Annotated in this window: 16 protein-coding genes; 8 read left to right on the top strand and 8 right to left on the bottom strand. The window is 47.1% G+C overall.

From position 1 onward, the window contains the following. Nucleotides 1-36: 36 nt before the first annotated feature. On the top strand, nucleotides 37-1326 hold the full coding sequence (locus ACIDITHRIX25_RS96155) for an ABC transporter substrate-binding protein (protein ID WP_201733265.1): 1290 nt from the start codon (nucleotides 37-39) through the stop codon (nucleotides 1324-1326). A 752-nt stretch (nucleotides 1327-2078) separates the two neighbouring features. Here ACIDITHRIX25_RS96155 and ACIDITHRIX25_RS96150 read toward each other — a convergent pair. Then, nucleotides 2079-3878: a glycoside hydrolase family 15 protein gene (locus ACIDITHRIX25_RS96150; protein ID WP_201733264.1), complete on the bottom strand. Its 1800-nt coding sequence runs from the start codon at nucleotides 3876-3878 to the stop codon at nucleotides 2079-2081. 456 nt (nucleotides 3879-4334) lie between these two features. Here ACIDITHRIX25_RS96150 and tgt point away from each other — a divergent pair, with 456 nt between their 5' ends. The 7 genes from tgt to ACIDITHRIX25_RS96115 all read left to right on the top strand — a co-directional run bounded on the left by tgt (nucleotide 4335) and on the right by ACIDITHRIX25_RS96115 (nucleotide 15502). Beyond that, nucleotides 4335-5450 carry a tRNA guanosine(34) transglycosylase Tgt gene (gene tgt / locus ACIDITHRIX25_RS96145; RefSeq protein WP_201733263.1) on the top strand — a complete coding sequence of 372 codons (1116 nt, stop codon included), beginning with the start codon at nucleotides 4335-4337 and terminating at the stop codon, nucleotides 5448-5450. 89 nt (nucleotides 5451-5539) lie between these two features. Then, the gene (gene yajC / locus ACIDITHRIX25_RS96140) at nucleotides 5540-6004 is read left to right on the top strand and encodes a preprotein translocase subunit YajC (RefSeq protein WP_052605909.1); all 465 of its coding nucleotides are present in this window, start codon (nucleotides 5540-5542) and stop codon (nucleotides 6002-6004) included. Between the two features lie 171 nt (nucleotides 6005-6175). Beyond that, nucleotides 6176-7603 carry a protein translocase subunit SecD gene (secD, locus tag ACIDITHRIX25_RS96135; protein ID WP_052605910.1) on the top strand — a complete coding sequence of 476 codons (1428 nt, stop codon included), beginning with the start codon at nucleotides 6176-6178 and terminating at the stop codon, nucleotides 7601-7603. A gap of 32 nt (nucleotides 7604-7635) precedes the next feature. Beyond that, complete coding sequence (gene secF / locus ACIDITHRIX25_RS96130) at nucleotides 7636-9171, top strand: protein translocase subunit SecF (RefSeq protein ID WP_201733262.1); 1536 nt, start codon at nucleotides 7636-7638, stop codon at nucleotides 9169-9171. A gap of 99 nt (nucleotides 9172-9270) precedes the next feature. Beyond that, a complete protein-coding gene (locus tag ACIDITHRIX25_RS96125; RefSeq protein ID WP_235347771.1) occupies nucleotides 9271-11508 on the top strand; it encodes a RelA/SpoT family protein in 2238 nt (745 codons plus the stop codon). 270 nt (nucleotides 11509-11778) lie between these two features. Then, the gene (locus ACIDITHRIX25_RS96120) at nucleotides 11779-14106 is read left to right on the top strand and encodes a glycosyltransferase family 2 protein (RefSeq protein WP_201733261.1); all 2328 of its coding nucleotides are present in this window, start codon (nucleotides 11779-11781) and stop codon (nucleotides 14104-14106) included. A 259-nt stretch (nucleotides 14107-14365) separates the two neighbouring features. Further along, nucleotides 14366-15502 (top strand): glycosyltransferase family 4 protein, encoded by a 1137-nt coding sequence (locus ACIDITHRIX25_RS96115; RefSeq protein ID WP_052605914.1) that lies wholly within the window; start codon nucleotides 14366-14368, stop codon nucleotides 15500-15502. Between the two features lie 44 nt (nucleotides 15503-15546). Here ACIDITHRIX25_RS96115 and ACIDITHRIX25_RS96110 read toward each other — a convergent pair whose 3' ends face one another. The 7 genes from ACIDITHRIX25_RS96110 to aspS form a co-directional block, all read right to left on the bottom strand. Beyond that, nucleotides 15547-15813: a hypothetical protein gene (locus ACIDITHRIX25_RS96110; protein WP_052605915.1), complete on the bottom strand. Its 267-nt coding sequence runs from the start codon at nucleotides 15811-15813 to the stop codon at nucleotides 15547-15549. A gap of 3 nt (nucleotides 15814-15816) precedes the next feature. After that, entirely contained in the window at nucleotides 15817-16182 is a 366-nt protein-coding gene (locus tag ACIDITHRIX25_RS96105) for a hypothetical protein (RefSeq protein WP_052605916.1), read from the bottom strand. Between the two features lie 1928 nt (nucleotides 16183-18110). Then, nucleotides 18111-18929: an ABC transporter permease gene (locus ACIDITHRIX25_RS96100; protein ID WP_201733260.1), complete on the bottom strand. Its 819-nt coding sequence runs from the start codon at nucleotides 18927-18929 to the stop codon at nucleotides 18111-18113. Further along, nucleotides 18922-19950 carry an ATP-binding cassette domain-containing protein gene (locus tag ACIDITHRIX25_RS96095; RefSeq protein WP_502756220.1) on the bottom strand — a complete coding sequence of 343 codons (1029 nt, stop codon included), beginning with the start codon at nucleotides 19948-19950 and terminating at the stop codon, nucleotides 18922-18924. Before ACIDITHRIX25_RS96095 ends, ACIDITHRIX25_RS96100 begins: the two co-directional genes overlap by 8 nt. A gap of 1029 nt (nucleotides 19951-20979) precedes the next feature. Continuing rightward, nucleotides 20980-21171, bottom strand: a complete 192-nt coding sequence (locus ACIDITHRIX25_RS96090) for a hypothetical protein (RefSeq protein ID WP_052604147.1) — start codon at nucleotides 21169-21171, stop codon at nucleotides 20980-20982. A gap of 492 nt (nucleotides 21172-21663) precedes the next feature. Continuing rightward, nucleotides 21664-22794: an AAA family ATPase gene (locus ACIDITHRIX25_RS96085; RefSeq protein ID WP_201733258.1), complete on the bottom strand. Its 1131-nt coding sequence runs from the start codon at nucleotides 22792-22794 to the stop codon at nucleotides 21664-21666. A gap of 42 nt (nucleotides 22795-22836) precedes the next feature. Continuing rightward, nucleotides 22837-24597, bottom strand: coding sequence for an aspartate--tRNA ligase (gene aspS / locus ACIDITHRIX25_RS96080; protein WP_201733257.1), 1761 nt, complete (start codon nucleotides 24595-24597; stop codon nucleotides 22837-22839). Nucleotides 24598-24875 lie beyond the last annotated feature (278 nt).

The following is a 24875-nucleotide window of genomic DNA, read 5'->3' as shown; positions in this document are numbered from 1 at the left end:
CTGATGATCAGTATTTGGATAAAAAAGGGGGTACCCGTGAAGGGTATTAAAAAGTGGGTAAAAGCGACGGCAGCACTGGCATCGCTATCTATGGTGGCAGCGGCTTGTGGGAGCGGCTCTTCTTCATCATCATCATCATCATCATCGGCTACGACAGCGGCATCAACGGGCCCGCTTACAGTCGGGGAGCTCCTGCCTATGTCTGGGGCAGAGGCGTTCGTCGGTCAGTGGTTTGATCATGGGATCAAAGCTGGTGTCTATGAGATAAATCACCATGGCGGAGTACTTGGCCATCAACTTACTACGGCACTTCAAGATACTGCGGGCGACCCAGTAGATGCAGTAACAGCGTGGAAGTCGCTTCAGTTACAACATCCAAATTTTGTAACCGGGCCGAGCTCTCTATCGATCATGGGCGTTATCAATCAGTTCCAACAACAAAAAGTGGTGGACCTCATGGAAGGTGGTACAACTCAGTTGGACCACATGACGCAGTCATATATCTATAGAGTTTTCCCATCTGACTCAGTGCTATTGGCAGCAGAGGCCTATTATGCCCTCAAAGGTTTGAATTGCACAAAGGCATCGCTAATTTACACCTCCGATGCAAACGCCCAGGCCGAAGTTCCTCCTTTGACTGCAGCCTTCACCGGTAATGGTGGGAAGATCTTGGACAACGAGCAGATTCAGGCCGGCCAGAGCTCATATCTCTCTGAGGTATCTCGCGCATTTGCGAATAACCCACAGTGTGTATTTTTCCATGCCGATCCACAGACTGCCGCAACTCTGTTCGCGAACGTAAAGCAGCTCGGTCACCTGAATGTTCACTTTATTACTGGTGATACCGGTACCTCTATTCAGCTAGCACAAGCTGTCGGCCTAGCCGATGCCAGCAAGTGGATGACAGGTATGGCTGCGCCAGCAGCGTACGCACCGGCATATAATGAGTTCTTAGCAGCCTATAAGGGGCAATGGAATAGCTCTAAGCCACTGCCAGCATCACCAGCTATGTATGATGCGGTTGTTATGGCGGCGTTGGCAATGACAGCTGCACATTCCACTAATCCACATGTTTGGGTGAAGTATATTACCAAGATTAGCAACCCGCCAGGCACGCCTGTTTATACATATGCACAGGGTGTGGCACTGCTAAAGCAAGGTAAGAAGATCAACTACCAGGGTGCGAGTGGTCCTGAGAATTTCAATCAGTATCACAACGTCTTTTCTGGCTTTGACGTTCAGCAATTCAATACGGCCGGTGTGTTGCATACAGTCCAAAGTATTACCTCTAGCCAAGTGGCAGCTATGTACAACTCCAAGGGTTAACCAATGAGTTGTCTTGATTTCCTATAATGCACTTAGCTTTTAGGAATTAGTGTTCTCCCCCGAGAAGCAGCGTCGGCCAAATCCACTTGGATTTGGCCGACGTTTTTTAACAGGATTTTCAGCCAGTAACTCTGATTCCTGACACCACCTGAGCGACAATCCAAAGGAATGTATAGAAGGGCCCCATTACCCGTATTTGTCTGAAGTGATAGTTCGCTAGAGAGTCTGAGAGAATCAAAGTAGGAGGTTGAGTTCGAGAGGCATTGATGTTTTTCTCACCAGCAAGCCAGCAAGCGTTTTAGGATTTCTCGTGAATGCGCTAGAAGGCCACGGCGCCGCGGGGAATTCTGTGGTCGTAGTTATTTCGAATTTGAACTGGCTGAAGTCATGTGAGCCAATCGAGCTATTTGATATTTGGTGATCGAAGGATCGCTCGGTTATCGACGGGAGGACACCATGGTCAGCTGATATTTTGCCAGAGTAGCTTGCCAGCGTAGCTTTCCAGGGCGGTCTTGGTTCGAGGGGACCATTTTATAAGTAGTCGCATGGTTGCAATGGTTAAGGTCGCCTCTTTAGTGGTTGTAACATGGTGAATTGCGCCTTAGACATTTACTGCGTTCCACTGCGAAGAGGTCGCCTTTAGGTGAGATGATTAAGCGAGATGATCTAATCTTTGCTAGGTTCATCTCGCTTCAGTTTGCATATTTTGTTCATTGAGCAAATATTCGAGAATCGACACTCAAGTGATTGGGCTAGCTGGAGGTCCTATGCTTTGCTGGTGAGAGCTCTTGAGTAACGTTGCGGGCCGTATTGATCAATGCGACATGAGTGAGTGCTTGTGGAAAATTGCCCAGCATGGAGAGGTTATTTGGGTCGTACTCCTCTGAAAATAGACCAAGTTCATTTCCTAGTTGGAGGAGTTTGTCAAAGCGAATCTTTGCCTCTTTAGTCTTGCCCGCTAAAACCATATTGTCGACTAGCCAGAAACTGCAAGCTAAAAATACTCCTTCATCTCCGGGTAGGCCATCTTCGCCACTTTCTCCAGTTTCATACCTTTTAACTACGTTGTTTATCGATAGCCGTTCATCTATTGCTTGGGCGGTGCGAACCATCTTTGGATCTGCTGCATCTATGAATCCCACCAATGGCAAGAGCAGGAGCGATGCGTCTAGATTAGTGGATTCGTAGTCTTGTACGAAGTAGCCGAGTTCTTCATTGTAGCCATTAGCCATGATTGATTTGTGTATGTCATCACGAATTGCTCTCCACTCTTGGTCTTTGCCAGCCATTCCGTATCGTTCGACAAGTTTTATTGCGCGATCAAATACCACCCATGCCATTACCTTTGAATAGGTGAAATGGCGCCTTGGCCCTCGTATTTCCCAGATTCCTTCGTCAGGTTTGTCCCAATTTTTAGCGACAAAATCTACGATTACCAACTGAAGATGCCAGGACTCTTCGGAGTATTTAATTCCAGATCGACGAAATTGATAGAATGCATCCATCAATTCTCCATAGACATCTAGCTGGAATTGGTTAGATGCTGCGTTTCCTATTCGAACTGGTGCTGAGTCTCGATAGCCCGATAGCCACGGTATCGTGAATTCCGGTATAAGTCGTTCGCCTCCAATTCCATACATAATCTGAAGCTGCGTAGGATCTCCGGCTGCAGCCCGGAGGAGCCATTCTCGCCACTTTAGAGCCTCGCGTTCGAATCCGTCAATCATTAAGGCATATAGGGTAAAGGTGGCGTCTCTCAGCCAACAGTATCTGTAATCCCAATTTCGAATACCGCCAATTTGCTCAGGAAGCGAGGTCGTTGGCGAAGCTACAATTGCCCCCGTAGGCTGGTAGGTCAAGGCCTTTAGGGTGATGATCGACCTCTCTACAACTTCTTGATATTCTCCAAAGATTGGCTTGCATCCGTTCATATAGTTTTGCCAGAAGGAAAAGGCATGTTCGAATGATTCGCGAGCTTCGTGGGGGGCTGGAGGTTTGGTGATTGAATCATGATAGATCGCGCTGAACGTTTGAGTTTCGCCAGGGATAGCTTGGAAATTGGCTATAGTCTTAAAGTCTTCACTCTCTAGTGCTACGTTGGACGATATGGCCAGACCTCCAGATCCAGAGACCATAGATAGTCCACCTTCCATGTGTCGCACCCAAGGAACCGTGGTTCCGTAGTCAAACCGAACTATAAGTTCCATGGTCATGTCTACAACTCCATCTATCCCCTCTACAAGACGGTAGATGCTTGGATGAGAGTTTCTAGGTGGCATAAAGTCAATGACTTTTACCTTTCCTGATGCCGTTGTGAAGGTTGTTTCTAGAATTAGCGTTCTGGGAAGATAGCGTCGTTCGTATTTGATGACTGGCTCCTTAGGGGTAATTCTCCAGAAGCCATTTTCGTCGCTACCTATCAGCCGGGCCAGGCACGCATTTGAGTCAAAGCGAGGCAGGCATAGCCAATCGATTGAACCTCTCTTTGAGATTAGGGCGACTGTATGTAAATCGCCAATGATGCCATAGTCTTCGATAAGTTCTCTTTCCATAGAATGACATTACTTCAGATTTTGCTTTGTGGGAAGCTACCTCGAGGATTTTTGCCTGTTCTAAATCTTAATCATGACTAATTTCCAAGGTCAAGTAATTGAATTATTTCAGATTTGGTTCGCTTTAATTTGATCACCAGTTGCCAGCTTTGTTCGGTGAAAGGCGGAGATTGGTGACTTATGTGACCTCATGTTGTTGCCTTAATAGCATGTAGGGCGGGGGATCAAAGCAGATATTTTATGAGGTTTAGCTGAATAAATTGTTCTAGCAATACGATGTGAACTTACGGATAACTTTGATTTAATTAATGATTTTAAGCACGTGTTCAGTCTGTTTATTTTGAGATTTGGTCAGTGGTTATGATTTCTGGGGGATTTATGTCAAAGGATAAACGCGGAGGTGCGCTAGCCGTTTATCCTATCTGGGTTGGTGGTATTTAAAAGGAGGGTCTAGTCGTGGTTGATGATTTGAAAGGTGCCCTCTCGTTTTCGGTGGGCGACACTCATAACGGGAGTCGACGTGGCACGGTTAAATTGAATCGCGGATCTTTTTCGACACCTATATTTATGCCAGTTGGGACCAGGGGCACCATTAAGGCGGCAATCGCCAATGACATAGCCGCAATCGGCTTTGAGGTTATTCTCGGAAATACCTACCATCTGATGTTGCGACCTGGAGTTGAAGTTATCGATGCTTTGGGGGGACTTGGTAGATTTAGCGGGTGGAAGCGCAGTATGCTCACGGATTCAGGTGGATTTCAAGTGATGTCTCTTGGTGCAACCTTTAGCGATGCCGGTGCGACCTTTCGCTCTATCTACGATGGATCCATTCATGATGTAACCCCCGAGAAGGCCGTCTGGCTTCAAGAGATGATCGGCGCAGACATAGCAATGGTTCTTGACGTTTGTACCAATCTTCCAGCTAGCCGTGATGAAATTAAACGTGCTATGGATTTGACTCATTCCTGGGCCCTTCGCGCGCGTTTTGCAAAGCACCGACAAGATCAGGCGCAATTTGGGATCGTTCAGGGGGGCTCCGAGGTAGACCTAAGATCAGAGAGCGCCAAATTTATCTCTGATGTTGGTTTTGAAGGAATTGCCCTAGGAGGATTGGCGGTAGGAGAGTCCCGTGACGACATGCTTCGGGCCATCGACGCGGTAGTTCCTCATCTTCCACCAGATAAGCCGCGTTATCTGATGGGCGTGGGCGATCCAATTGGGGTCGTTGAAGCGATAGCACGCGGAATAGACATGTTTGACTGTGTGGCTCCGTCTCGAGTCGCACGTCATGGGGTTGCCATGACTTTTTCAGGGAAGATGCATATGAGGAATCAAAAGTACGTGCGTGATGAATCCCCAATTGAGCCCGGGTGTCCATGTGTAGCTTGTGCGAATTTTCCAAGGGCTTTAATTCGACACCTTGTGTCGGTAGGTGAACCTACCGGTGGCAGCCTTCTGACCTTGCATAATCTTACTTTTATGTACCGACTAATAGAGGGTTCGCGAAATGCTATTTCTACAAAAACTCTAGGTGAATACATTAAGTCGATCTATGCTGCTTGGGGCAACTAGCATAGATCTGGTTGTTTATGCCAAAGTGGATTTTTAGCGTTTATGGCTATTGAAAGTTACGGCATATTTTTTACAAATGGAGTATTTGAATGTTTCTAGGGGCCGCTGCTGCACAAACGGGCGGAAGTTCGTTGACGCTACTTCTACCAATCGTCCTTTTCGCTGGAATATACCTTCTTGTGCTGCGGCCACGTGCAGCAAAAGCGAAAGCTGCCCAAGCCAACGCCAGGGTTGTTGAAGTTGGAGATCGAGTCATGATGACCTCTGGAATTTTGGGTCGAGTTGTTCGGACTACCGAAGAGACCGTGGTCGTTGAAGTTGCTCCTGATATCGAGCTGAGCTTTGTACGTCGTGCGGTTTCACGAAAGCTTGAAGAGGCAGATCCTCTATATTCCATGGATGAATTCGATTATTACGATGAAGACGAAGATGGCGATGTCGAAGGTGACGATGCTCAAGATGAATCGACTGGGTCGGCCGACGACTCCACCCACGACGGTCAAATTGGATCTGAGGCTCCTAAAAATGCACTCGACGAAGATGGCGATAAGTAGTAGCAGTAGCAGAGTTCTCTGATTGACAAATTGCTGGAAGATGAAGACTAGGTCTTTTGCTTCCAGCTTGGTCATTTTGGTGGAAATGTTGATTCTCGGTCAGACCTTGTTGTAGATGGTCGATCGTTTGATTTTGAACAGATATTTCGTTCAATTTGAGGTGGGTATTTAATGAAACGCTCTGGATGGTTTATGGTCATTGCGACCTTCGTCATCTCTATTGGTGCGTTCGTTGCGGTTCTGGCATTGAACTATGCGCCGGTACTAGGCCTGGACCTTCAGGGTGGGCTCTCAGTTGTCTATGCTCCCGCGCATACAGTAAGTCAGGCGACGCTAAACGAGACGATATCTATCATTAGAAATCGAGTCGATGGTTTGGGTGTGGCTGAGCCCAATATTACCTCCCAAGGACATGACATTGTGGTTCAGTTGCCTGGTGTAAAAGATCCAGCAGCGGCGCTAAAGATAATTGGGCAGACGGCATTGTTGAGGTTTCGACCTGTTCTTTGCTCTGCCGCTCCGTATACAAAGCCTCCGGCTTCACTACATCTAACGGCTAGTGAACTCACACCAACTTGTCCGACTTCAGCCACTAATTCCAACATATTGGCATATGTTCCGACCACGTCAACGGCTGCAGACCTTCCTACTTCTAACGTTATATTGCCCCAGATAGTAAATGGAGCAGTTGTAGGTCGCTATGTAATGGGACCAAGCGTATTGACTGGATCAGCGTTAAAGAGCGCATATGCAGGGCTTGACTCTACGGGAAACTGGCTAGTGAATTTTACGCTAACCAAAACCGGCTCTCCTGCCTTTGATGCCTTGGCTAAGAAGTATTATGGCCAGTACGTCGCCATAGTCTTAGACGGAAATGTCATAAGTGCACCGAAGATCAATTCGACCTCCTTTGGGGGACAGGGTCAGATCTCAGGTCAGTTCACTCAATCGCAAGCTGATAATTTGGCGCTTGTTCTCAGATATGGCGCATTACCGGTTCAGTTGGTTCAACAGACAGTGCAAACTGTATCACCTACCCTTGGTCAATCCTCCCTAAAGGCCGGAGTCTTTGCTGGCATAGTCGGTCTAATCGTCGTAATGGCTTATACGATCTTTTACTATCGGGCCTTGGGAATAGTGGTCGTCTTGGGTCTTGGTACCACCGCGGCGCTTTTATGGGGAATTATCTCTTATATGGGCCATACCAGCGGTTTGACTCTTGACCTGTCAGGAGTAACGGGATTAATTGTATCAATCGGCGTCACTGTTGACTCTTACATTGTCTTTTTTGAACGTCTAAAAGACGAGGTGCGTTCGGGAAAGACCGTGCGTAGCTCTGTTGATCGTGGCTTTAAAAAGGCTTTTAGAACAATCGTCGCTGCCGACCTGGTCTCTTTCATTGGCGCCCTACTTTTGTATCTCCTTTCAATAGGACCGGTTAGAGGTTTTGCATTCTTCCTTGGACTTTCGACAGTCCTTGACGTTGTTACCTCGTGGACATTTACTCGACCTCTGGTGATGATACTTGGGCGGAGCGAAGTTGTAACTAAAGCTAAATGGCTCGGAATGGCACGTGGCCTCGCGGTCAAGGGCGCATAGATGAGATTTTGGAATGGTGTTGAAGGATTAAAGTGAGCAAAGCAAAGGAAATGGTCTCAAACCAATCGCAAGAGGATGACTCTATCTCAAACGAGTCGGTGTGGTCCAAGCTTTATAACGGTCATACCAAGTTGAGTTTTGTGCGCAATCGTAGGCGTTGGTATATAATCTCAAGCCTAGTGATCTTGATCGGAATTGGTTCGCTAGCTGTGCGTGGTTTGAACTTTGGTATTGAGTTCAAAGGTGGCACCTCTTGGGAGATCACCAATACGACTTTGACGGTATCAAAAGCTAAGGCAGTCCTTTCGTCCTTGGCGCTAAAGCAACCGGTCATTGTATCGTTAGGATCGGGTTCGAATACGAGCATCCAAGTCCAAGCAGATCTCTCGATCTATAGCTTGGCTAAGAAGAACCAATTGGAAAACCAAGTAACGTCAGTGCTGGCCAAGGCCGCTAATGTCCCAACCTCGAAAGTTTCCTTGACGGACGTTGGTCCCACGTGGGGTGGATCGATAACCTCCAAAGCATTAAGAGCGCTTATTGGATTTTTTATCGCGATCACCCTCTATATAGCTATCCGATTTGAATTCAAAATGGCCATCGCTGCGCTGATCGCCGTTGTGCATGACCTTTTAGTGACGGTTGGAATCTATTCGATTGTGGGTTTTGAGGTAACCCCAGCTACGGTGATTGCTGTTTTGACGATTCTTGGATATTCACTATATGACACCATAGTCGTTTTTGACCGCGTCCAGGAGAATGTGAAAGAGCTTGTTAATCCAGGGCGAATGACATATTCAGATGCCGTCGACCTTTCGATGAATCAGGTTCTTATGCGGTCCATGAATACCTCGATCGTAGCGATCATACCGATCCTATCGGTACTGCTGATTGGGGCAGAGTTGCTGGGCGCGACCACTTTACAGCAATTTGGCTTGGCTTTGTTTATAGGCTTGACCACTGGGGCTTACTCTTCACTCTTTATCGCGTCGCCTATTTTGGCTTCCCTGAAGGAGAGAGAGCCCAGATATATGAATCTTGCCCAGCGTCTTGAATCCAAAGAGGCACGAGCACAGAGAAATGAAGTTACAAAGGCGGTGCCGGCTGTTAAAGGCTCCACCTCTGGACCTAAGGTGACAAAGACTACCGGCTCAAAGGGGAATGCACCTTCGAGAAAGGCGATCAAAGGGGCGAAAAGTACTTCAGATATTTCAGAATTTGTCGCTACTCCTGTGAATTCAGGGTCATCCAAATCAGGAGAAACGAAAAAGTCAAATGTCGCTCCTAAGACTGGATCGAACAAGGGTGACGAGGAGTTGTCGGCTTTGGTAGGCGACTCTAGTTCGGTTACCTATAGCGTGGTGGACTACTCAGATTTTGATGAACTAGAGACTGATGTCCCCGAAAGTGACTCTGATGAAGTGCTTGATATGGACGAAGTCAAGATCGACGACGGAGCAGACTTGACACAAAGTTCGCAGACGAACTCAGGCAGACCTACAGGTCGACCCAAGTTGGTGGAGCCCGGAACTCGAGAGTTGAAGAGCCGTAGAAACAAAAAACGTTGAGTAGTTGGGCTACATGACACTGATTGTGGTAAATTCGGATTAGTTTGGCGCAATTGTAACTAAGTTGACTCATCTTGGGTAATAATAATCGACTATCACGTGTATTTTGTATATATGGTACCTGGAATTTCAGCTGAGTTTGAAACAGTTCTTTTGGATAAGCTGCTCAGGTCCTTTCGTGCTCGTCGACCTGAAGCACCTAGCGGATTTATTGAAAGTGCTTTTGCGAGCGCCATACGGGCGCACGAAGGGCAGTTTCGTAGATCCGGCGAACCCTACGTAACCCACCCTATTGCTGTAAGTCAAATCGTAACAGATTTAGGCGTTGATGAGGTAACGATTGTAGCGGCCCTTCTACACGATACGGTAGAGGACACTTCAATCGAGCTAGATCAGATCTCGACACGATTTTCTCCTGAAGTAGCAGCCATAGTCGATGGTGTTACAAAGTTGGATCGCCTTAGTTTTGACTCTAAAGAAGCACAACAGGCTGCCACTGTTCGCAAGATGATAATTGCAATGGCTAAAGATCCAAGAGTTCTAATAATCAAGCTTGCCGATCGCTTGCACAATATGCGCACTTTGGCAGTGTTGCCTGAATGGAAGCAGCGTCGGATCGCTCAAGAGACCATCGATATCTATGCACCCTTGGCGCACCGCCTCGGAATCCAAGAGATTCGTTGGCAACTTGAAGACCTTGCATTTGCGGTTCTTCAACCTCGACGTTACGCCGAAATTGAACAGATGGTTCAATTGAGGACTCCAGAGCGAGAGCAATCCATTGGTCTCTTGCTCAAGAACCTCAAAGATCGACTTTTGGATGCAGGTGTCGTAGCTGATGTGAAGGGGAGACCTAAACACTTTTGGTCGATCTATGAAAAGATGGTCGTAAAGACCAAGGAATTCAACGAAATCTACGATATCATCGGCATTCGAATCATCTGTGAGACCGAGAAGGATTGCTGGGCTTCCTTGGGTGTGGTGCATTCCTTATGGAATCCAATTCCGGGCCGATTCAAGGACTATATAAATACCCCTAAATTCAATCTCTATCAATCGCTTCACACGACGGTTGTAGCTCCGGGTGGAAATCCGCTCGAGGTTCAGGTGCGTACATTTGAGATGCATCAACGTGCAGAATTTGGAATCGCCGCCCACTGGGGATATAAGGAGGGTTCGTCGAATTCAGAGATGGCATGGCTGGGGCGGATATTAGATTGGCAAAAAGATACTCCTGATCCTATTGAATTTTTGGAGAATTTGAAGCTTGATCTGGAGCTTGATGAGGTCTATGTCTTTACCCCTAAGGGTAAAGTCGTCTCCTTGCCAGCCAAAGCGACGCCGATCGACTTTGCCTATACGATTCATACCGAGGTAGGTCATAGGTGCATTGGAGCCAAGGTCAATGGTCGCCTAGTTCCCTTGGACTCAGTGTTGAAGTCGGGAGATACGGTAGAGATATTCACCTCGAAGGTGGAGAGTGCTGGGCCATCTAGGGATTGGCAATCTATCGTCGTCACCCCTAGGGCTCGAAGCAAGATTCGCCATTGGTTTTCTCGTGAGCGTCGCGAAGATGCACTTGAGAGCGGACGGGATGAATTAATTAAAGCCTTGCGCAAGGAAGGGTTGCCAGTACAGAAGATGGCGGCATCGGATACCCTTGGGAAGTTGGCAGTCTCCTTAGGTTTTAGCGATGTGGAAGCCCTCTACGTCTCGGTTGGGGAAGGTCATGCTTCGGCTAAGGGTTTAGCTCAACGCGTTGTCCGGGAGATGGCGCCCGAAGAATCTGAGATTCAACTTCCAACTACGGTTAATCCCTCTAGGCGACAGAGCAAGCGTCGTCGAACTCCAGGCGTCTACGTCGAGGGGTTGGATGACGTTGTTATTCGCTTTTCGCGATGTTGTAGCCCTGTTCCTGGTGATGACATAATCGGCTTTGTAACCAGAGGTCGTGGCGTATCTGTTCATAGGACTAATTGTTCAAATGCTGCCGCTTTGGCGGCATCCTCGCGAGAACGTCTTATTGAAGTTGAATGGGATAGTGACATATCTAATTCCGTATTTAGCGCCCAGATTGAAATCAGGGCACTTGATCGTTCGCGACTTCTTGCAGACGTTGCGAGGGTTCTGTCGGAGCATCATTTGAATATTCTCTCATCCTCAACTCAGGCCGGTGTGGATCGAATATCAAGGATGCGTTTCGAATTTGAATTAGCAGATCCCAGTCATTTGGACTCTGTGTTGTCAGCGTTAAGAAAGCTAGATAGTGTGTATGACGCTTATCGAGTGGTTGAAGGCGGTCATGGTGAAGGCGATTTAGGGGGCAATCTGAACTAGACGATTCGGGCGATCCCTCGCAGAGCATCGGGCCCATATCTGATTGTTTCATTTAACGCGGTCCTGTATGAGATTGAGACAATCGTAAGGTCTCAGCTGTACAGACAGCTAATTTTTCTTTCTAATTTTCGCTCCATCTTTGGGACTAGTCAAGCGATGTGAGGTTTGATCTTGAAACATTCGGGATAGGCTCGATAACTTTGGCTAGGCTTTTCTCAGCTCGAAAAGGTAAGAAGCGAGGACTTTTCACTTGATGGTCGTAGGTTTTTGATGTCTATATTTACTAAGGTTCCCCAGGTCGCATACCAAGGTCTTGATCCTAAGAACAAAGTGGCGCTTACTAACACACTTTTTGTCGTGTTGGGTATGCAGTCTTTACCGGGATGGTTTCGGGTTGAAGTAGAGGTTTTGGGTCAATACCTAGGTTCAGCTCGGCCATTTGTGGTCATTGGCAAACCGGATTCGTTCGTTTCCTCCAAGGTGCTCGAAATGACGAAGGTTCAAGAGACAACCTTTAGGACCACGGCTTATGTAGAAGCTGGATTCGAGATTTCAATCAATTTTACAGATTCCTTTTTGCTATGCTATCCTCCCAAGGTATTGTTCACAGCTATCTCCAAGCGCCAAAGTTTTGTCAACCGAGCTCTAATCATTGCTCAAGATAAAGACTATTGGCGCGGCTTTTCGAATGGATTGAGATCGCCCTCTGAAAAAGGGTTGAGAGGCGCTTTAGAAGTAGCTTGCAGAAGTGTTTTTAGGCGGATTCGTAAGGGCGAACCAAGTGGAGGTTTGGAGAGGATTAAGGCGGTGGCCAGCGACTTTGATAGATACCAAAGATGGCTGTTGGTGCACCAAGGTGATTTGATAGCGGTCGAACAGGGTTCGAATATGGCAGGGTTGAGCGAGACTGTATCGAGTCGCGATGATGGCTCTGGAGCCACTCCAGTTGGCCTTGTGCTCGATGGTCGAGCTTGTACATCCGATGAAGTGCTACTGACGCTTTCCTCGATCTTTAGTCAGCGTGTTAGCAACCTTGCGATTGTGGTGGTCTTCAAAGAAGGAGACTATAACACATGGAAGCGGCAGATCGCCATAATGAGTTCCCTCTATGGCTTTGGCGGTACCGTCGTATTGGTGGACTTTCGGGTGATGGCCAATAAGGATCTAAGTACGCTGATCGATGAGACCCCCATGCCAGATGCGGGCCACCACTCGGAGCGTTTCTGGTGTTTTTTAGAAGGGGGAACTTTACTTGGTTTGGACTTACTAACTGTTCTTGACGCCGAGATCAAAAAGGGCTTCTCTCCAAAGGTCGTTTATTTCGATCACGACCTTGTAGCACGAAACGGGATCCATCATTCACCTCACTTAAAGGCGTTTTTCGACCCTGATCTTTGGTATGCCAGTAACTATATTGGTCGAGGCACATTCGTCTCTGGTGTGCTACTCGGCACATTGGAGATGTCGCTAGCGGAGTCGTTATCACAAGGTGCAATAGATCGCGCATGTCTTTTCTTGATTCGAAGTGATAATTGCTCGTCAATTGTGCATGTACCAGTAGTTGGTTTTCACTACCTCGACTACCTGAATTTCGACGCAAGCTTCGAGAGCAATCCCAAAATTCCAGCCCGGTTCGAATTGGTTGAAAGACATCTTCAAGAGATCTTTCCCAATGTCGTGCTCAAAGAAAAGAAGATCGAGAATGCCACTGGCCCTTTAGAGGCCAAGGGGGAAATCTCGATTTTCGAGATCACATATGAGCCGCCTCTGAATGAGCCAAAGGTTTCAATAATAATTCCAACTCGCGATGGAATTGATGTTTTGCCCAACTGCATCGATAGTCTTAGGTCTAAGACGATTTATGAAAATTTTGAGATCCTGATAGTCGATAATGGTTCCTTGGATCCAAGGATGATTGACTATTTGGACTCTGTCTCCACGGAGGATTCCGTTAGAGTCGTGAGCTTTGATGGCCCCTTCAACTTTGCTAAGATTCAAAACTTTGCTCTGTCGCAGTGTGATGGCGAGTTGGTTTGTCTGCTCAATGATGATACCGAGGTATTAGAAGGGGAGTGGTTGACAAAGATGGTGGGGTTGGCTCTACGTGAGGATGTAGGGGTGGTTGGAGCAAGACTGCTATATCCAGATCGTACCCTTCAGCACTGCGGAATCTATTTAGGCATTGGCGAAGCTCTAAGTGCTCAAGGTGAGGGCGTTAGGGATTTTGTGTCCATCTCTCAGTGTGTGGCTACACACGAGGTAAGCGCGGTCACCGGCGCTGCTCTTTTGATTTCCAGGTCACTTTGGATGCAAGTTGGAGGGATGGATGAGATTCATTTGGGGGTATCTTATAACGATGTTGACTTGTGCATGAAGGTTCGGGACGTTGGATTGCGGGTAATGGTCGAAGTGGGAGCTGTCTTGATACATCACGAGTCAAAGACTCGAGGTCTAGACGGATTGGACCCCAAGAAAATTCGCCGAAATGCAAGCGAAAGGGCCTATATGCTTGCCAGGTGGGATTGTCTTATGGAAGATGACCGCTTCTACAGTCCCCTTTACTCCAAGTCGGTACTCTTTGACCTAGACATAGAATGATTTTACTTTGAATTTGTCAAAGAGAAGCTCGAGTTTTATTATCCTTTGGTTTGGATCGGCTTGCAGGATCGCTTGAGATTACCAATAAAGGCTCAAGCCCTGCGCCTTTGATCGATTCGAAGCTAAGGTGCTAGTCGTTTTGAATGCGGTCGATAGTCATTTGCGGTCGATCGATATTATCTTGTTTATCTTGGCGGTATTTGATATCAAAGCACTCCGATAGGCTGGTAGACAAGGAATTAAAGGCACGAAAGTTCAAATGTTTTTTAATCTACGATCACAAATCGAAGTCCCGATATTTATGCCGTCTTTAGCGCCTAATGATGCGATGGCGACCCATGTGATTTCATTGCGCGATGCAATAAATGCTCACGGATTGCGCTCGACAATCTATGCCGACGATATTAAGGCCGAAATGAAGAGCGAAGCTAAGCCGTTTCGCCAATTTAAATATCTGCCCCATTCTCAAAGTCGATACCTGTTATATCAGGCTGCCACTGGGTCTAACCTTGTCCGTCACTTAGTTGCTCGTTCTGAGCCTTTGATGATTCAATTTCATAATATAACTCCTCGTTCTCAATTCGTAGCCTGGGAGCCTGGAATATCTTCTGCTATGGCTTGGGGGCGCAGGCAGTTGGAGACGCTCAGCCGCCACGTTGAACTAGCGCTTGCCATCTCGCCGTTCAATGCAAGAGACCTCATCAACGCGGACTATTCAAAGATAGTGCTTTCGCCTCCACTGATTAGGGAGCTTCCAAGGAACCCTGGGAGTAGGTTCAAATCTGAGTCAGGGACTCTTGCCAAGTTGCTTTGTGTGGGTCGAATAGTCCCGAACAAAGCGCAGGAAGATCTTCTTCGGGCGTTGGCGATCTACAACGCCACTTTCGAGCCAAAAGCTAAATTGACCTTCGTTGGTTCGACCGTTATAGAAGATTACAGAAAGTATCTTCAATCTTTAGTTGTTGAATTGAGTATCTCGGAATATGTCGAGTTTCGTTCTTCGTTGAACGAAACCGAACTGGCGGGACTATTCGAGACTTCGCAACTTCTTGTATCTGCTTCTCGTCATGAAGGCTTTGGCTTTCCTTTCATAGAGTCAATGCGTTTTGGTTTACCAAGTGTCGCAATAGGTACGACTGCTATCCCAGAATCGGTTGGAGATGGAACTGTTTTGGTGAGCGACAATGATCCGATCGCGATGGCAACTGCTTGGAATATGGTCTTGTCCGACCTTTCCTTGCGCCAACGCTTGGTTGAAAATGGATATAAGCAGTCTAAGCGAGTGGACCTTGAAGCAAATAAAGTACAGAATATAGCCGCACTTGCTAATCTGGTTCCCATCGAAGGGGTCACACCAGCCAAGTTATTTTATGAGGCGAAAAAGGATCCCAAGTAAGTATTTGGCTTCAAGAATGAGATATCTTTGGCTATGGAATTTAGCTAACGTTTCATCCGGGGTCCTTCGAGAGGAGTTGTTAGCCCAAATTCACTCCTAAGACGACTTGACTCCTTTTTCATCTCTCTGGATCCAGTCTTTACAGCTTCGTTTAATGTGGCAAGTGTCGAGCGAGATGACTTGAGTGTGGCGATAGTTATCTGCAGTGGCGTCGAACCGGCAATTCGTTTTTCGATTTTGTACTTCGTCCATAGGGATCCGCAAGCACCGATGGTTGCGCCAACCCCAAACCAGAGTGTTCTTTTTGGCACGGGCTATTTTCTTTCTTTTTTTGTTCGAAGTACTGAAGCCGCAGCGCGTGACCCGGCTTGGAGGGATCGAACTTTGACGATAGGTGAGGTCAAGGCCGAGAAGGCAGCTCGGGAGGTCTTGTGCATCATTTCGGTAGCGATAGCGGTGGAATCAATTAGTGATTCGAGCTTTTCAAGTTCGTCTTCGGATCTTGAGATGTTACTGGCAGCATCTCTAATCAATGGCAGAGTCTCATCTCGGAGCGATTTGATTGAAAGCTCTAGATAGCGCTCCAAGCGGCGAGTTCGTCGAATTGCTAGGTATGAAAAGATAGCAGCCACCGCTGCAGCTATCGATGCGATCATGGTAGTTGCGGCAATTAACGTCAAAAGATCTCTCCTGTTTCTACATAATACCGCCTTGGGCGATAACTCCGATTTGAACCAATGGGAGCGCAATCGGTTTCTGTAAGGGAGTGGGAATGATCGTAGCTATTGTTGCATGGATACTCGAATACTTTTTGCTGTGAGCGTCCATTTGTCGGCACGTTTACCCAGGGGCAGAGGCCAACACGGGCTGAATTGAGCGATTTGAGTTCAATCCGGCGATATCACTTTTAGTTATCTGTTCCAATAGGTACCTTTGTGAAGTGGGGTTTTAGCTATTTGGATGTGGGCTTCGAGAGATCTGTCTCTTTGGGTTTTGGGTGGTTAAATCTAGTATGACCACCCCTGATTGATCGAGAAGATTAATTCGAGTTAGCCCCAGGAATTTGAGCTCAGCCATTGATCGATAGCGATGAATGAGCCCTTTATCTGTGGTCGAGTTGATTATATAGTAGCGCCCGCTTGGGTGGACGAAGACTTTTGGTATCTTTGCTAGCAGGACCGCCCTAGCTCTAGTTTCGGGCACCGCCCCGTGAAAGCCCAGGTTATGACCATATTGGTGTCAAGATTTGGGCACTACAGTTGAGCAATCACCGTCTTGGTTCGACCTGAGGTGTCTACTATCCCAAGAATTGAGTAGATATCTTTTTGGGTAGCGGTGAGTGTCAGAATAGTTGGCACATTTGCTCAGTTCCAGATTAATGGTTTTCTGGCACCTTGGTGCCGCCAAAATTTAGTTAATTTAGGTTTCCCGTGGATCGACTTACCCGTGGTGGTCATTTGATTTAGTTGCCGACGATAAGTCGGCAACTAAATCAAATGACCACACTTAACTCTGCCAATTCAGACAACTAATTGACGATCTCTCATTGCTTTTGGCTTAGGAGATCGAAGATGTATAACAGAATCGTCGCGCTATCGTCGCGTAGCGGGCCAGTGGAGTTCGCAAATAGCTGCCTCCTGTTTGGTTGGATAGACTTCTAGCTCTTTAGCGCCGCCATTGGGGCTATTGAGTTGTGGAGCATTGCTAGTGGTGATGAGCAATGTTCCGTTCGTGCTGATTAGGTTTGTGGACGATCTTTATCTTCCCACACGAAACACACGTTGTAGCCAGCTGTCGACGCCGATAATTACCACACACCCCGCCTTCCTGCGACGAGGTCGCCTTGTGATTTGTTCGTCCACATCCCACACATGTGGGTTCGCCAATTGCTATACCTGCCTCTCTCAAAGCCATAACCAGACGTCCCACCAATGGAGGCGCACCGATCGATACTGCGTCAGGATGGGTTGAACGCTCGGTAGAGTGAAGCGAACATGGCAGGTTTAGCAGTCGTCTGATTGAGTACCCGGGCAATTGCCAAACGATCGGCTTCACCAACTGTGGCCGCAATGCTCTCAAGTATCATTTCTACCAATTAAAGAGGAATAATAAAGAGATCTTTTTCCAATTCCCTCACATCGAAATGTCAACCCTAGCTAAAAATCAAACTGCCATCGACAACTTTCATCTGATCGACTCTACATAGCTCTCCGAGGCCTGTAAGGTGCGAATTCGGCTAGAGCGCCCAACGAGTTGTATGGTTTCTCCCCTCCAAGAAATGCCCATTGCAGAACCGTATGAAATATCTACTCGTAATGGCCAAAAAGGAGGGCTTTAGCTTAACGCGAGCTGTGGTAAAACATTCAAAAGCGATGGCCACTTGTATGCATTCTTCGTGTCCACCAACTTGCAGTTCTCAATGGCCAGTAACAAGAGATCTACTCTATTCTTGGAGTAGTAGATACCCTAGCTCGAACCAAGAAGGTGATTGCTCAACTGTAGTGCCCAAATCCAGACACCAATATGGTCATGAACTGGGCTTTCATGGGGTGGTTGCCGAAAGTAGGGCTAGGCGCCAGGGGAGTTGGTTGAAATTGAGACCTAGGTACTAAATGCGCCTATAGGAGCGAATCGCCAAGGGGATAAATATTGCAATAATGACGATTAACCATATTACGCTTTTGATTCCACCTGAAAAGAGCGGTCCGCCCAGAGCCAAGGATCTCATCTCGTTGATGATGATTGTGACCGGTTGGTTTTTTGCGAATACTTGAAGCCAACTGGGCATTGAACTTACTGGGACGAATGCGGACGAGACAAATGTCAATGGAAATAACCATGCCAGCCCAAAGGACTGAACCGTCTCTTCGTTTTTTAGTGCCAATCCGCAAAAGGCCGATACGCAGCAGATAGCAATGCCAAAGGCGACGCCCAAGCCCAGCATTGCTATGCCAGCAGCGACACCATTGTGAAATCTAAAACCTACGGCATATCCAACTAGTAGAATTACTACAACCGTCACTAAGAGTCGAATTGAATCGGCTGTTAGCCTTCCAAGTAGGACCGCTGACCTAGCCATAGGCATCGAGCGAAATCGGTCGATCACTCCGAGTTGGATTTCACGAGCAAGGCCAATTGCAGTTCCGAATGAAGCAAATGCTGCAGATTGAGCGATTATCCCAGGCATCAAGTAGTCAACGTAGCCGCCTGGCACGTTGACCGAGATTGCCCCACCAAAGACATAACGAAACAGTAAGACGAACATTACGGGTTGGACTATAGCGAAAAATATGAACGCTGGAACCCGAAGCCAAACCAAAAGATCTCGTTTAGCGATAATAAGGGCATCGCTGATGCCATACCTAAGTTCCTCAAGTAAAGAGACATTGATTTCCGTTGGTCGATCCAATACCGGACGATTATTCACTGGTTGTTCCCTCTCGAGCTTTAGAAGTTGTTCTTTTTGCCCTGCGGTTTTGACTTTTCTGGAGGTTTTCATCGACAGCGGTGCTGTAATGGCCAGTGATAGAGAGAAAGACATCATCGAGCGAAGGGCGATGCAGTGAGAGTTTTTCAATGTTTACACCAGCGGAGTCGAGGTTTAGGACCGCTTTGGCCAGCCCATTTGTTCCAAGGGCGCCAATTCCGACAGTTACCCTTGCTGAATCGTAGTTCACAACTGGTTCCTTCGATGATAGATCAGAGACGGCACGCTGTGCCTCTTCGATTCGGCTTGGGTCGGTGACAGTAAATTCTATGACATCACCACCGACTTGGGCTTTTAGCTCGTTCGCCGTTCCAGCGGCAATAACTCTTCCTTGGTCGATTACGACTATCTTGTCCGCTAGGATGTCGGCCTCCTCTAGGTATTGCGTCGTAAGTACGAGCGTGGTTCCTTCTTCCACCAGCTCTTTAATTACGCTCCACATCCCGTTTCGAGCTCTTGGATCAAGGCCTGTCGTGGGCTCGTCCAAAAAGAGTACTGCGGGACGTCCAACAAGACTTGCCGCTAAGTCGAGGCGCCTTTGCATGCCACCTGAATACGTCTTAGCAGGGCGATCTCCGGCTTCAATGAGGTCAAATCGATTAAGGAGTTCGCTAGCTCTGGCCTGTGAGGTCTTTTTATTGAGATGATAAAGTCGCCCCATGATTTCGAGATTTTCTCGTCCGGTTAGCTCCTCTTGGATCGCCGCACTCTGTCCTGCTAATCCAATTAGCCTTCTTGCCTTTGCTGGGTTAGCTAGTACGTCGCAACCTTCAATAAATACTGAACCACCATCTGGTCTCAAAAGCGTGGTAAGGATCTTTATCGCCGTGGTTTTCCCTGCACCATTGGGACCTAGAAGTCCGAGTACTGTTCCTCTTCTGACTGCAAAACTAACTCCAGATAGGGCCAAGACGCTACCAAAGTTCTTCTTCAAGTCGCGAACTTCAACCGCATCTTCCAATTGACTTTCCATGCTTATCCTTTGGTTTTCTTCAGGTAGGGTAGACAGGCTGAACTTCTTTATATCAACCAGACGACTTAGGGTTTCATTCGAGATCCTAGACACCTCTATGGCCATTGGCTACCAGATACTTTGGAATTCGACGTACAATAAATAGGAACTTAGCCCATTCGGGCGCCCTTGCGCTGGTCTTTTAATTTGACGTGGTCGGTTAATGGTTTTCTAAACCCAACTGCACGAAAAGCATATGACTCTACTGTCGACATGTTTCAATCCGCGCTCTTTCAACTTGTGTGTTTGGTCTGGCTGTGGGCCATCTCGGGATGGCTCATAGAGGTAGATAAATTTCCCAGATGTGATTTCTAAAATCGGTACGCTCTGGAGATAATCTTTAGTCAAATAGGGGTCGATCCTCCAAAGCAGCTTATCTCCCTGGTTCATCTTGTTCGTCTTGCATGCACTCTGGAGTGAGCTGGTTCATTATGCAAATCAAATATGGTCGATTCGAGCCCGGCAGTGGTCGTTACAAAGTGAATGAATTTGGCCAATTGCAATAGTCAAACCGCTTATTTGAATGCTTATTAGAATAAGGTGGCTACTCGTTTGGTTCATCGACAACTTTAGTCCCTCTTTGCTAAAGAGAAATTGATGGTAGCTTTTACCTCTTGGAGGGTTGGGTAGCTGACCTTGGAGCCGGGATTCTCTTGGAGGTTTTTGAGAGAAGAGACTTTTGTCTTGTCGCTATATCTCTTTAGATTTAGCTCTTTGGGAATTAAGCACGACTCTTGAATGAGGTGGTTTAAGATTCGCTGGGGAGCCAACTGGGTTTTTCCAATTTTGTTTTTAAGGTTTTCTTCGATGCCGTCGAAGATAGCAGTTGAGCATTGGTTCTTATTTACGTCTAAGAGCTAAAAGTGCCCCAAAGAGTTCCAAAGAGCAAAAGATGAGAGTTTGTCTAGGAATTGCCTTTGGGGCATTTTTCGTTGTGAATCTTGCCTGGCGCTTTAGGTTTTGTTTAGAACTATTTAGTTATCCGTAAACTGGTGCTCCTGACTTTAGCTGGGAAAGTGGTGAACCTCCAGTTGTGGCGGTGGCTCCTCCTTTTGCTGGTTCAACTCCTTTGTCTCCGTCACCATCTGGAGCCTTCGAAGTTGCTGATGCTGATTTTGAAGCGCCGCCCCCAGCCATTACAGGGGCTGCCGCTATTGCCGAAATGCTCATGATTCTCTCCTTATATTTCATGAATGAGCTGACCCAATCCTTATATAGGAATTGATCGACCGGGTTAGTTAATTCTTGAATTTGCCTCTTCAGGGAGTCTTCAGATTTGGTCAGCAAAGTCCTGGATTCACCTTCGGTGAGCTTGGGGATGAATCCCTTTGTTGGTTCAGCTAGGCGCGATTAGGTCAGCTTCTTGCGGAGAATCCCCATTTCAATGGCTATACAATAGAATTTGATGCCCGGATTGCAAGACTCTGGTACAAAGTTGAGTTTTAGATAAGGGTGCTTTGTGAGTTTTTTATTTTCATATGATTAGGGTAGAGCAAATCCCATTTTCAATCGAAGCTACATTGATGAATTGCGATCTTAAAAAGGAAGTTCGGATCATAGATGGTATTAATATCTTCAGAACTACCTTGGTATTGGGTGATATTTATTTCTAGAGTATCGGACTACAGGACGCGACAATCGGCTCGATTCGTATCAAAAGAGCTACTCTCGATAGAAGGAGCCTCGTTGGGTTAATCGCTCTTCAATTTGTCCTGATATTCCTCTGAGGTGACTGGGGGTCGATCCAAGATTGGCGATATTTGAGATTGCACTATCTATGGCATCGTAGACAGCTCTAGATTTGGGGGCGTCTGCCATGTAAATTACCGCCTGAGAAAGGATTATTCGAGCTTCTGGCATACCAATGCGTTCGACGGCATTGAGTGTCGATGTGGCAAGCACTATCGCCATTGGATCTGCGTTTCCAATATCTTCCGATGCGAAGATCACGATCCTTCGTGCTATGAAACGAGGGTCTTCGCCTAGGTCTAAACTTTGCGCAAGGTATTGTATCGCATCATTTTTTTGGCCAGATCGCATCGATTTTATGAGTGCACTCGCTAGTTCAAAGTGGCTGTCGTTTGAGAGTCCTCGTCGGAAGTTGAATACTTCATCTTTGAGTTCCTCGAATTTTTCTAGCTGCTTGGCGCCTTGGAAAGTTCCTAATATCTCGGCAAAAGTCAAAGCGGAGCGTAGATCACCGTGGCAGGAGTCGGCAAGTGCTAGGACGATCTCCTCAACAAGCGGATTTTGAATGGACTTGTTTGAGCGTCGAATTACCTCTGCCACCTCTTTCTTGGTCAGGGGAGCCAATGCTATGGTAAGCATTCTCGAAAGCAACGCGGAGCTAAGGCTAAATGAAGGATTTTCGGTAGTAGCTCCAATTATCTCCAATTTGCCACGCTCTAGAGGTTCCAAGAGAGCGTCTTGTTGAACTTTGGATAGTCTGTGTATTTCGTCGACAAATAAGACCACACGACCACCAAAAAGGGATCCACGGGCTGCTTTAGTGGCATCAATTGCTCGTTTGATCTCCTGGATCGAAAGAGTCGAGCCGGTATGAGCTAGCACCGTGGCGCCGATCTCTCTGAGTAGGTTCTCGGAGATGGTGGTCTTTCCACTTCCGGGGGGCCCATATAAAATTATAGACAATGTCCTATTTGAGGTCCGGAATGATCCTATGAGGCCGCCTTGGCCAAGAAGTGTTTCATGGCCAACGATAGCATCGAATGACTGTGGGCGGATTGCTTGAGGAAGTGGGACTTGTGATCTATCGACATCGTTCTCAGACATTTAAAATCCCGCCTTTAAAACCTACTTACTTTAATTTGATATCTAATTGGATCCGGGTTTACTCGCCTTAGGTAATGTTCGCAGTCCGACTGTATCGAGTATCTTTTGCGAAACTGGTTTAGGTGCGTTCGTCATTGGATCTTGCCCCGATTGTGTCTTTGGAAAGGCGATCACCTCTCGAATATTTTCTTCTCCCGCCATTATGGCCGCGATTCTGTCGATTCCAAAGGCAAAACCACCATGTGGCGGTGCTCCATATTTGAATGCTTCCAATAGGAAGCCAAATCTGGAATGAGCTTCTTCCTCTGAAATGCCAATGATCTCAAAGATCTTGGATTGGATCTCCGAACGGTGGATTCTTATGCTGCCACTGCCTAATTCCCAACCATTTAATACTAAATCGTAGGATTGGCTTCTAGTGGATAGTGGATCTGAATCCAGCAGGCCAAAGTCGTCATTATGTGGCATTGTAAAGGGGTGGTGAGCCGAGATTGGCCTGCCATTGTCGTCCAAACCTTCAAAAAGCGGAAAGTCGACGATCCATACGAACTTAAGATCGTCGTGGTTTAGGCCATTTCGTCCAAGCTCCAAGCGAATCGCGCCCAGCACCTCTACTGCTTTTTCCCATTTGTCAGCCACGATCAGGGCAAGGTCGCCGGCGACAAGATCTAATTTTTCAATGATTTGGGCGGTTAGTTTTTCGTCTAGGAATTTTGCTAGCGGAGATTCGAAGGCTAGGTTGTCACCTTCTTGAATCACCTTGAAGTAGGCAAGACCGCCGGCTCCAAGGGATTTTGCCTTGGCTATTAGGGCGTCTAGTTTTGACCTGCTAGGCATCTCTGAGATAGGAGCCTTGATGCCCTTTACGCATTCAGCGCTAAAGGCGCGTATGCCCGAACTTCCAAGAATATCGGTGAGATCAAAGAGTTTGGATCCAAATCTCATATCTGGTTTATCGACACCATATGAGTCCATAGCTTCGCGCCAGGTCATTTTGGGGAAATCGCCGATCTCTATGCCCCTTGTTAGACTGACGATCTCTCGCATCGTTGATGATACGAATTCATGGATTTCATCCTGCGTTATGAAGGATGCTTCCAGGTCGAGTTGGGTAAATTCAAATTGGCGATCTGCTCTTAGATCTTCGTCTCGCATGCATCTTGCTATTTGATAGTATCTATCAAAACCGCCAACCATAAGTAGTTGCTTGGCTATCTGCGGGCTCTGGGGTAGAACATAGAAGCTTCCTGGCTGAAGCCGTGAAGGTACTAGGAACTCTCTAGCGCCCTCTGGAGTAGGCGTCCAAAGCATTGGTGTCTCAACTTCGGTAAAGCCTTGGTCTTCAAGTGACCGTCGAATGGCGCTATTTACCTTGGCTCTAACTCGAAGATTTCGCTGCATCTTTTCTCGTCGAATGTCTAGATATCGAAAGCGAAGTCGGGTAATCTCCTCGACGTCACCTCTATCGTCCAGTGCAAAAGGAATAGGCGCCGCCTGTGATAGGACTTCTATCTCTACGTCTCGTATCTCGATGGTTCCAGTTGAGAGGTTTTCGTTTTCAGTACCTTCTGGACGAGGCGCTACGGTCCCGCTGACGCGAATTACATACTCGGGCTTGATATCGGTAATTCTGTCGGTTGTAACTTGGACTATACCTGTATGGTCTCGCAGGTCGATGAAGCTTAGGTGCTCCCCGTGGTCTCGAATTCGCTGAACCCAACCGCATAGTGTTACGGAATTGCCTATCTCACTTGCGCTAACTTGACCGCAATAGAGACTCCTAAGGCCGACTGCTTGTCCCATTTTTGAGATGCCCACTTTTCATTGTAAATAGATCTGTCAGAAATTATCGATGCGATGCCTGGCCACAAAGAGCCGCCACACCGCATTTAACTGTAATAATCTGCGATTATAGCCTAAGTCCGCTTGACCTTTTCTTTGCCATATTACTTTGACAACCCTTTGATTTGCATGGCTGAAGGGGCTAATGATCGCTGGAGATCCATATACTTTGGTGCTTTTTGGCGTTCTTATGGTTTATGAGGCGAATGAATTTTTGTTGCAATAGCTCAGGCGTAATT

This window comes from Acidithrix sp. C25, assembly GCF_904848545.2.
This window is presented reverse-complemented; position numbering and strand designations above follow the sequence as displayed.

Coding starts and splice junctions, on each gene's coding strand:
- ACIDITHRIX25_RS96150 (WP_201733264.1), bottom strand. CDS start 3,878: ATGGAAAGAGAACTTATCGAAGACTATGGCATCATTGGCGATTTACAT.
- yajC (WP_052605909.1), top strand. CDS start 5,540: ATGTTTCTAGGGGCCGCTGCTGCACAAACGGGCGGAAGTTCGTTGACG.
- secD (WP_052605910.1), top strand. CDS start 6,176: ATGAAACGCTCTGGATGGTTTATGGTCATTGCGACCTTCGTCATCTCT.
- ACIDITHRIX25_RS96120 (WP_201733261.1), top strand. CDS start 11,779: ATGTCTATATTTACTAAGGTTCCCCAGGTCGCATACCAAGGTCTTGAT.
- ACIDITHRIX25_RS96115 (WP_052605914.1), top strand. CDS start 14,366: ATGTTTTTTAATCTACGATCACAAATCGAAGTCCCGATATTTATGCCG.
- ACIDITHRIX25_RS96090 (WP_052604147.1), bottom strand. CDS start 21,171: ATGAGCATTTCGGCAATAGCGGCAGCCCCTGTAATGGCTGGGGGCGGC.
- ACIDITHRIX25_RS96085 (WP_201733258.1), bottom strand. CDS start 22,794: ATGTCTGAGAACGATGTCGATAGATCACAAGTCCCACTTCCTCAAGCA.
- aspS (WP_201733257.1), bottom strand. CDS start 24,597: ATGGGACAAGCAGTCGGCCTTAGGAGTCTCTATTGCGGTCAAGTTAGC.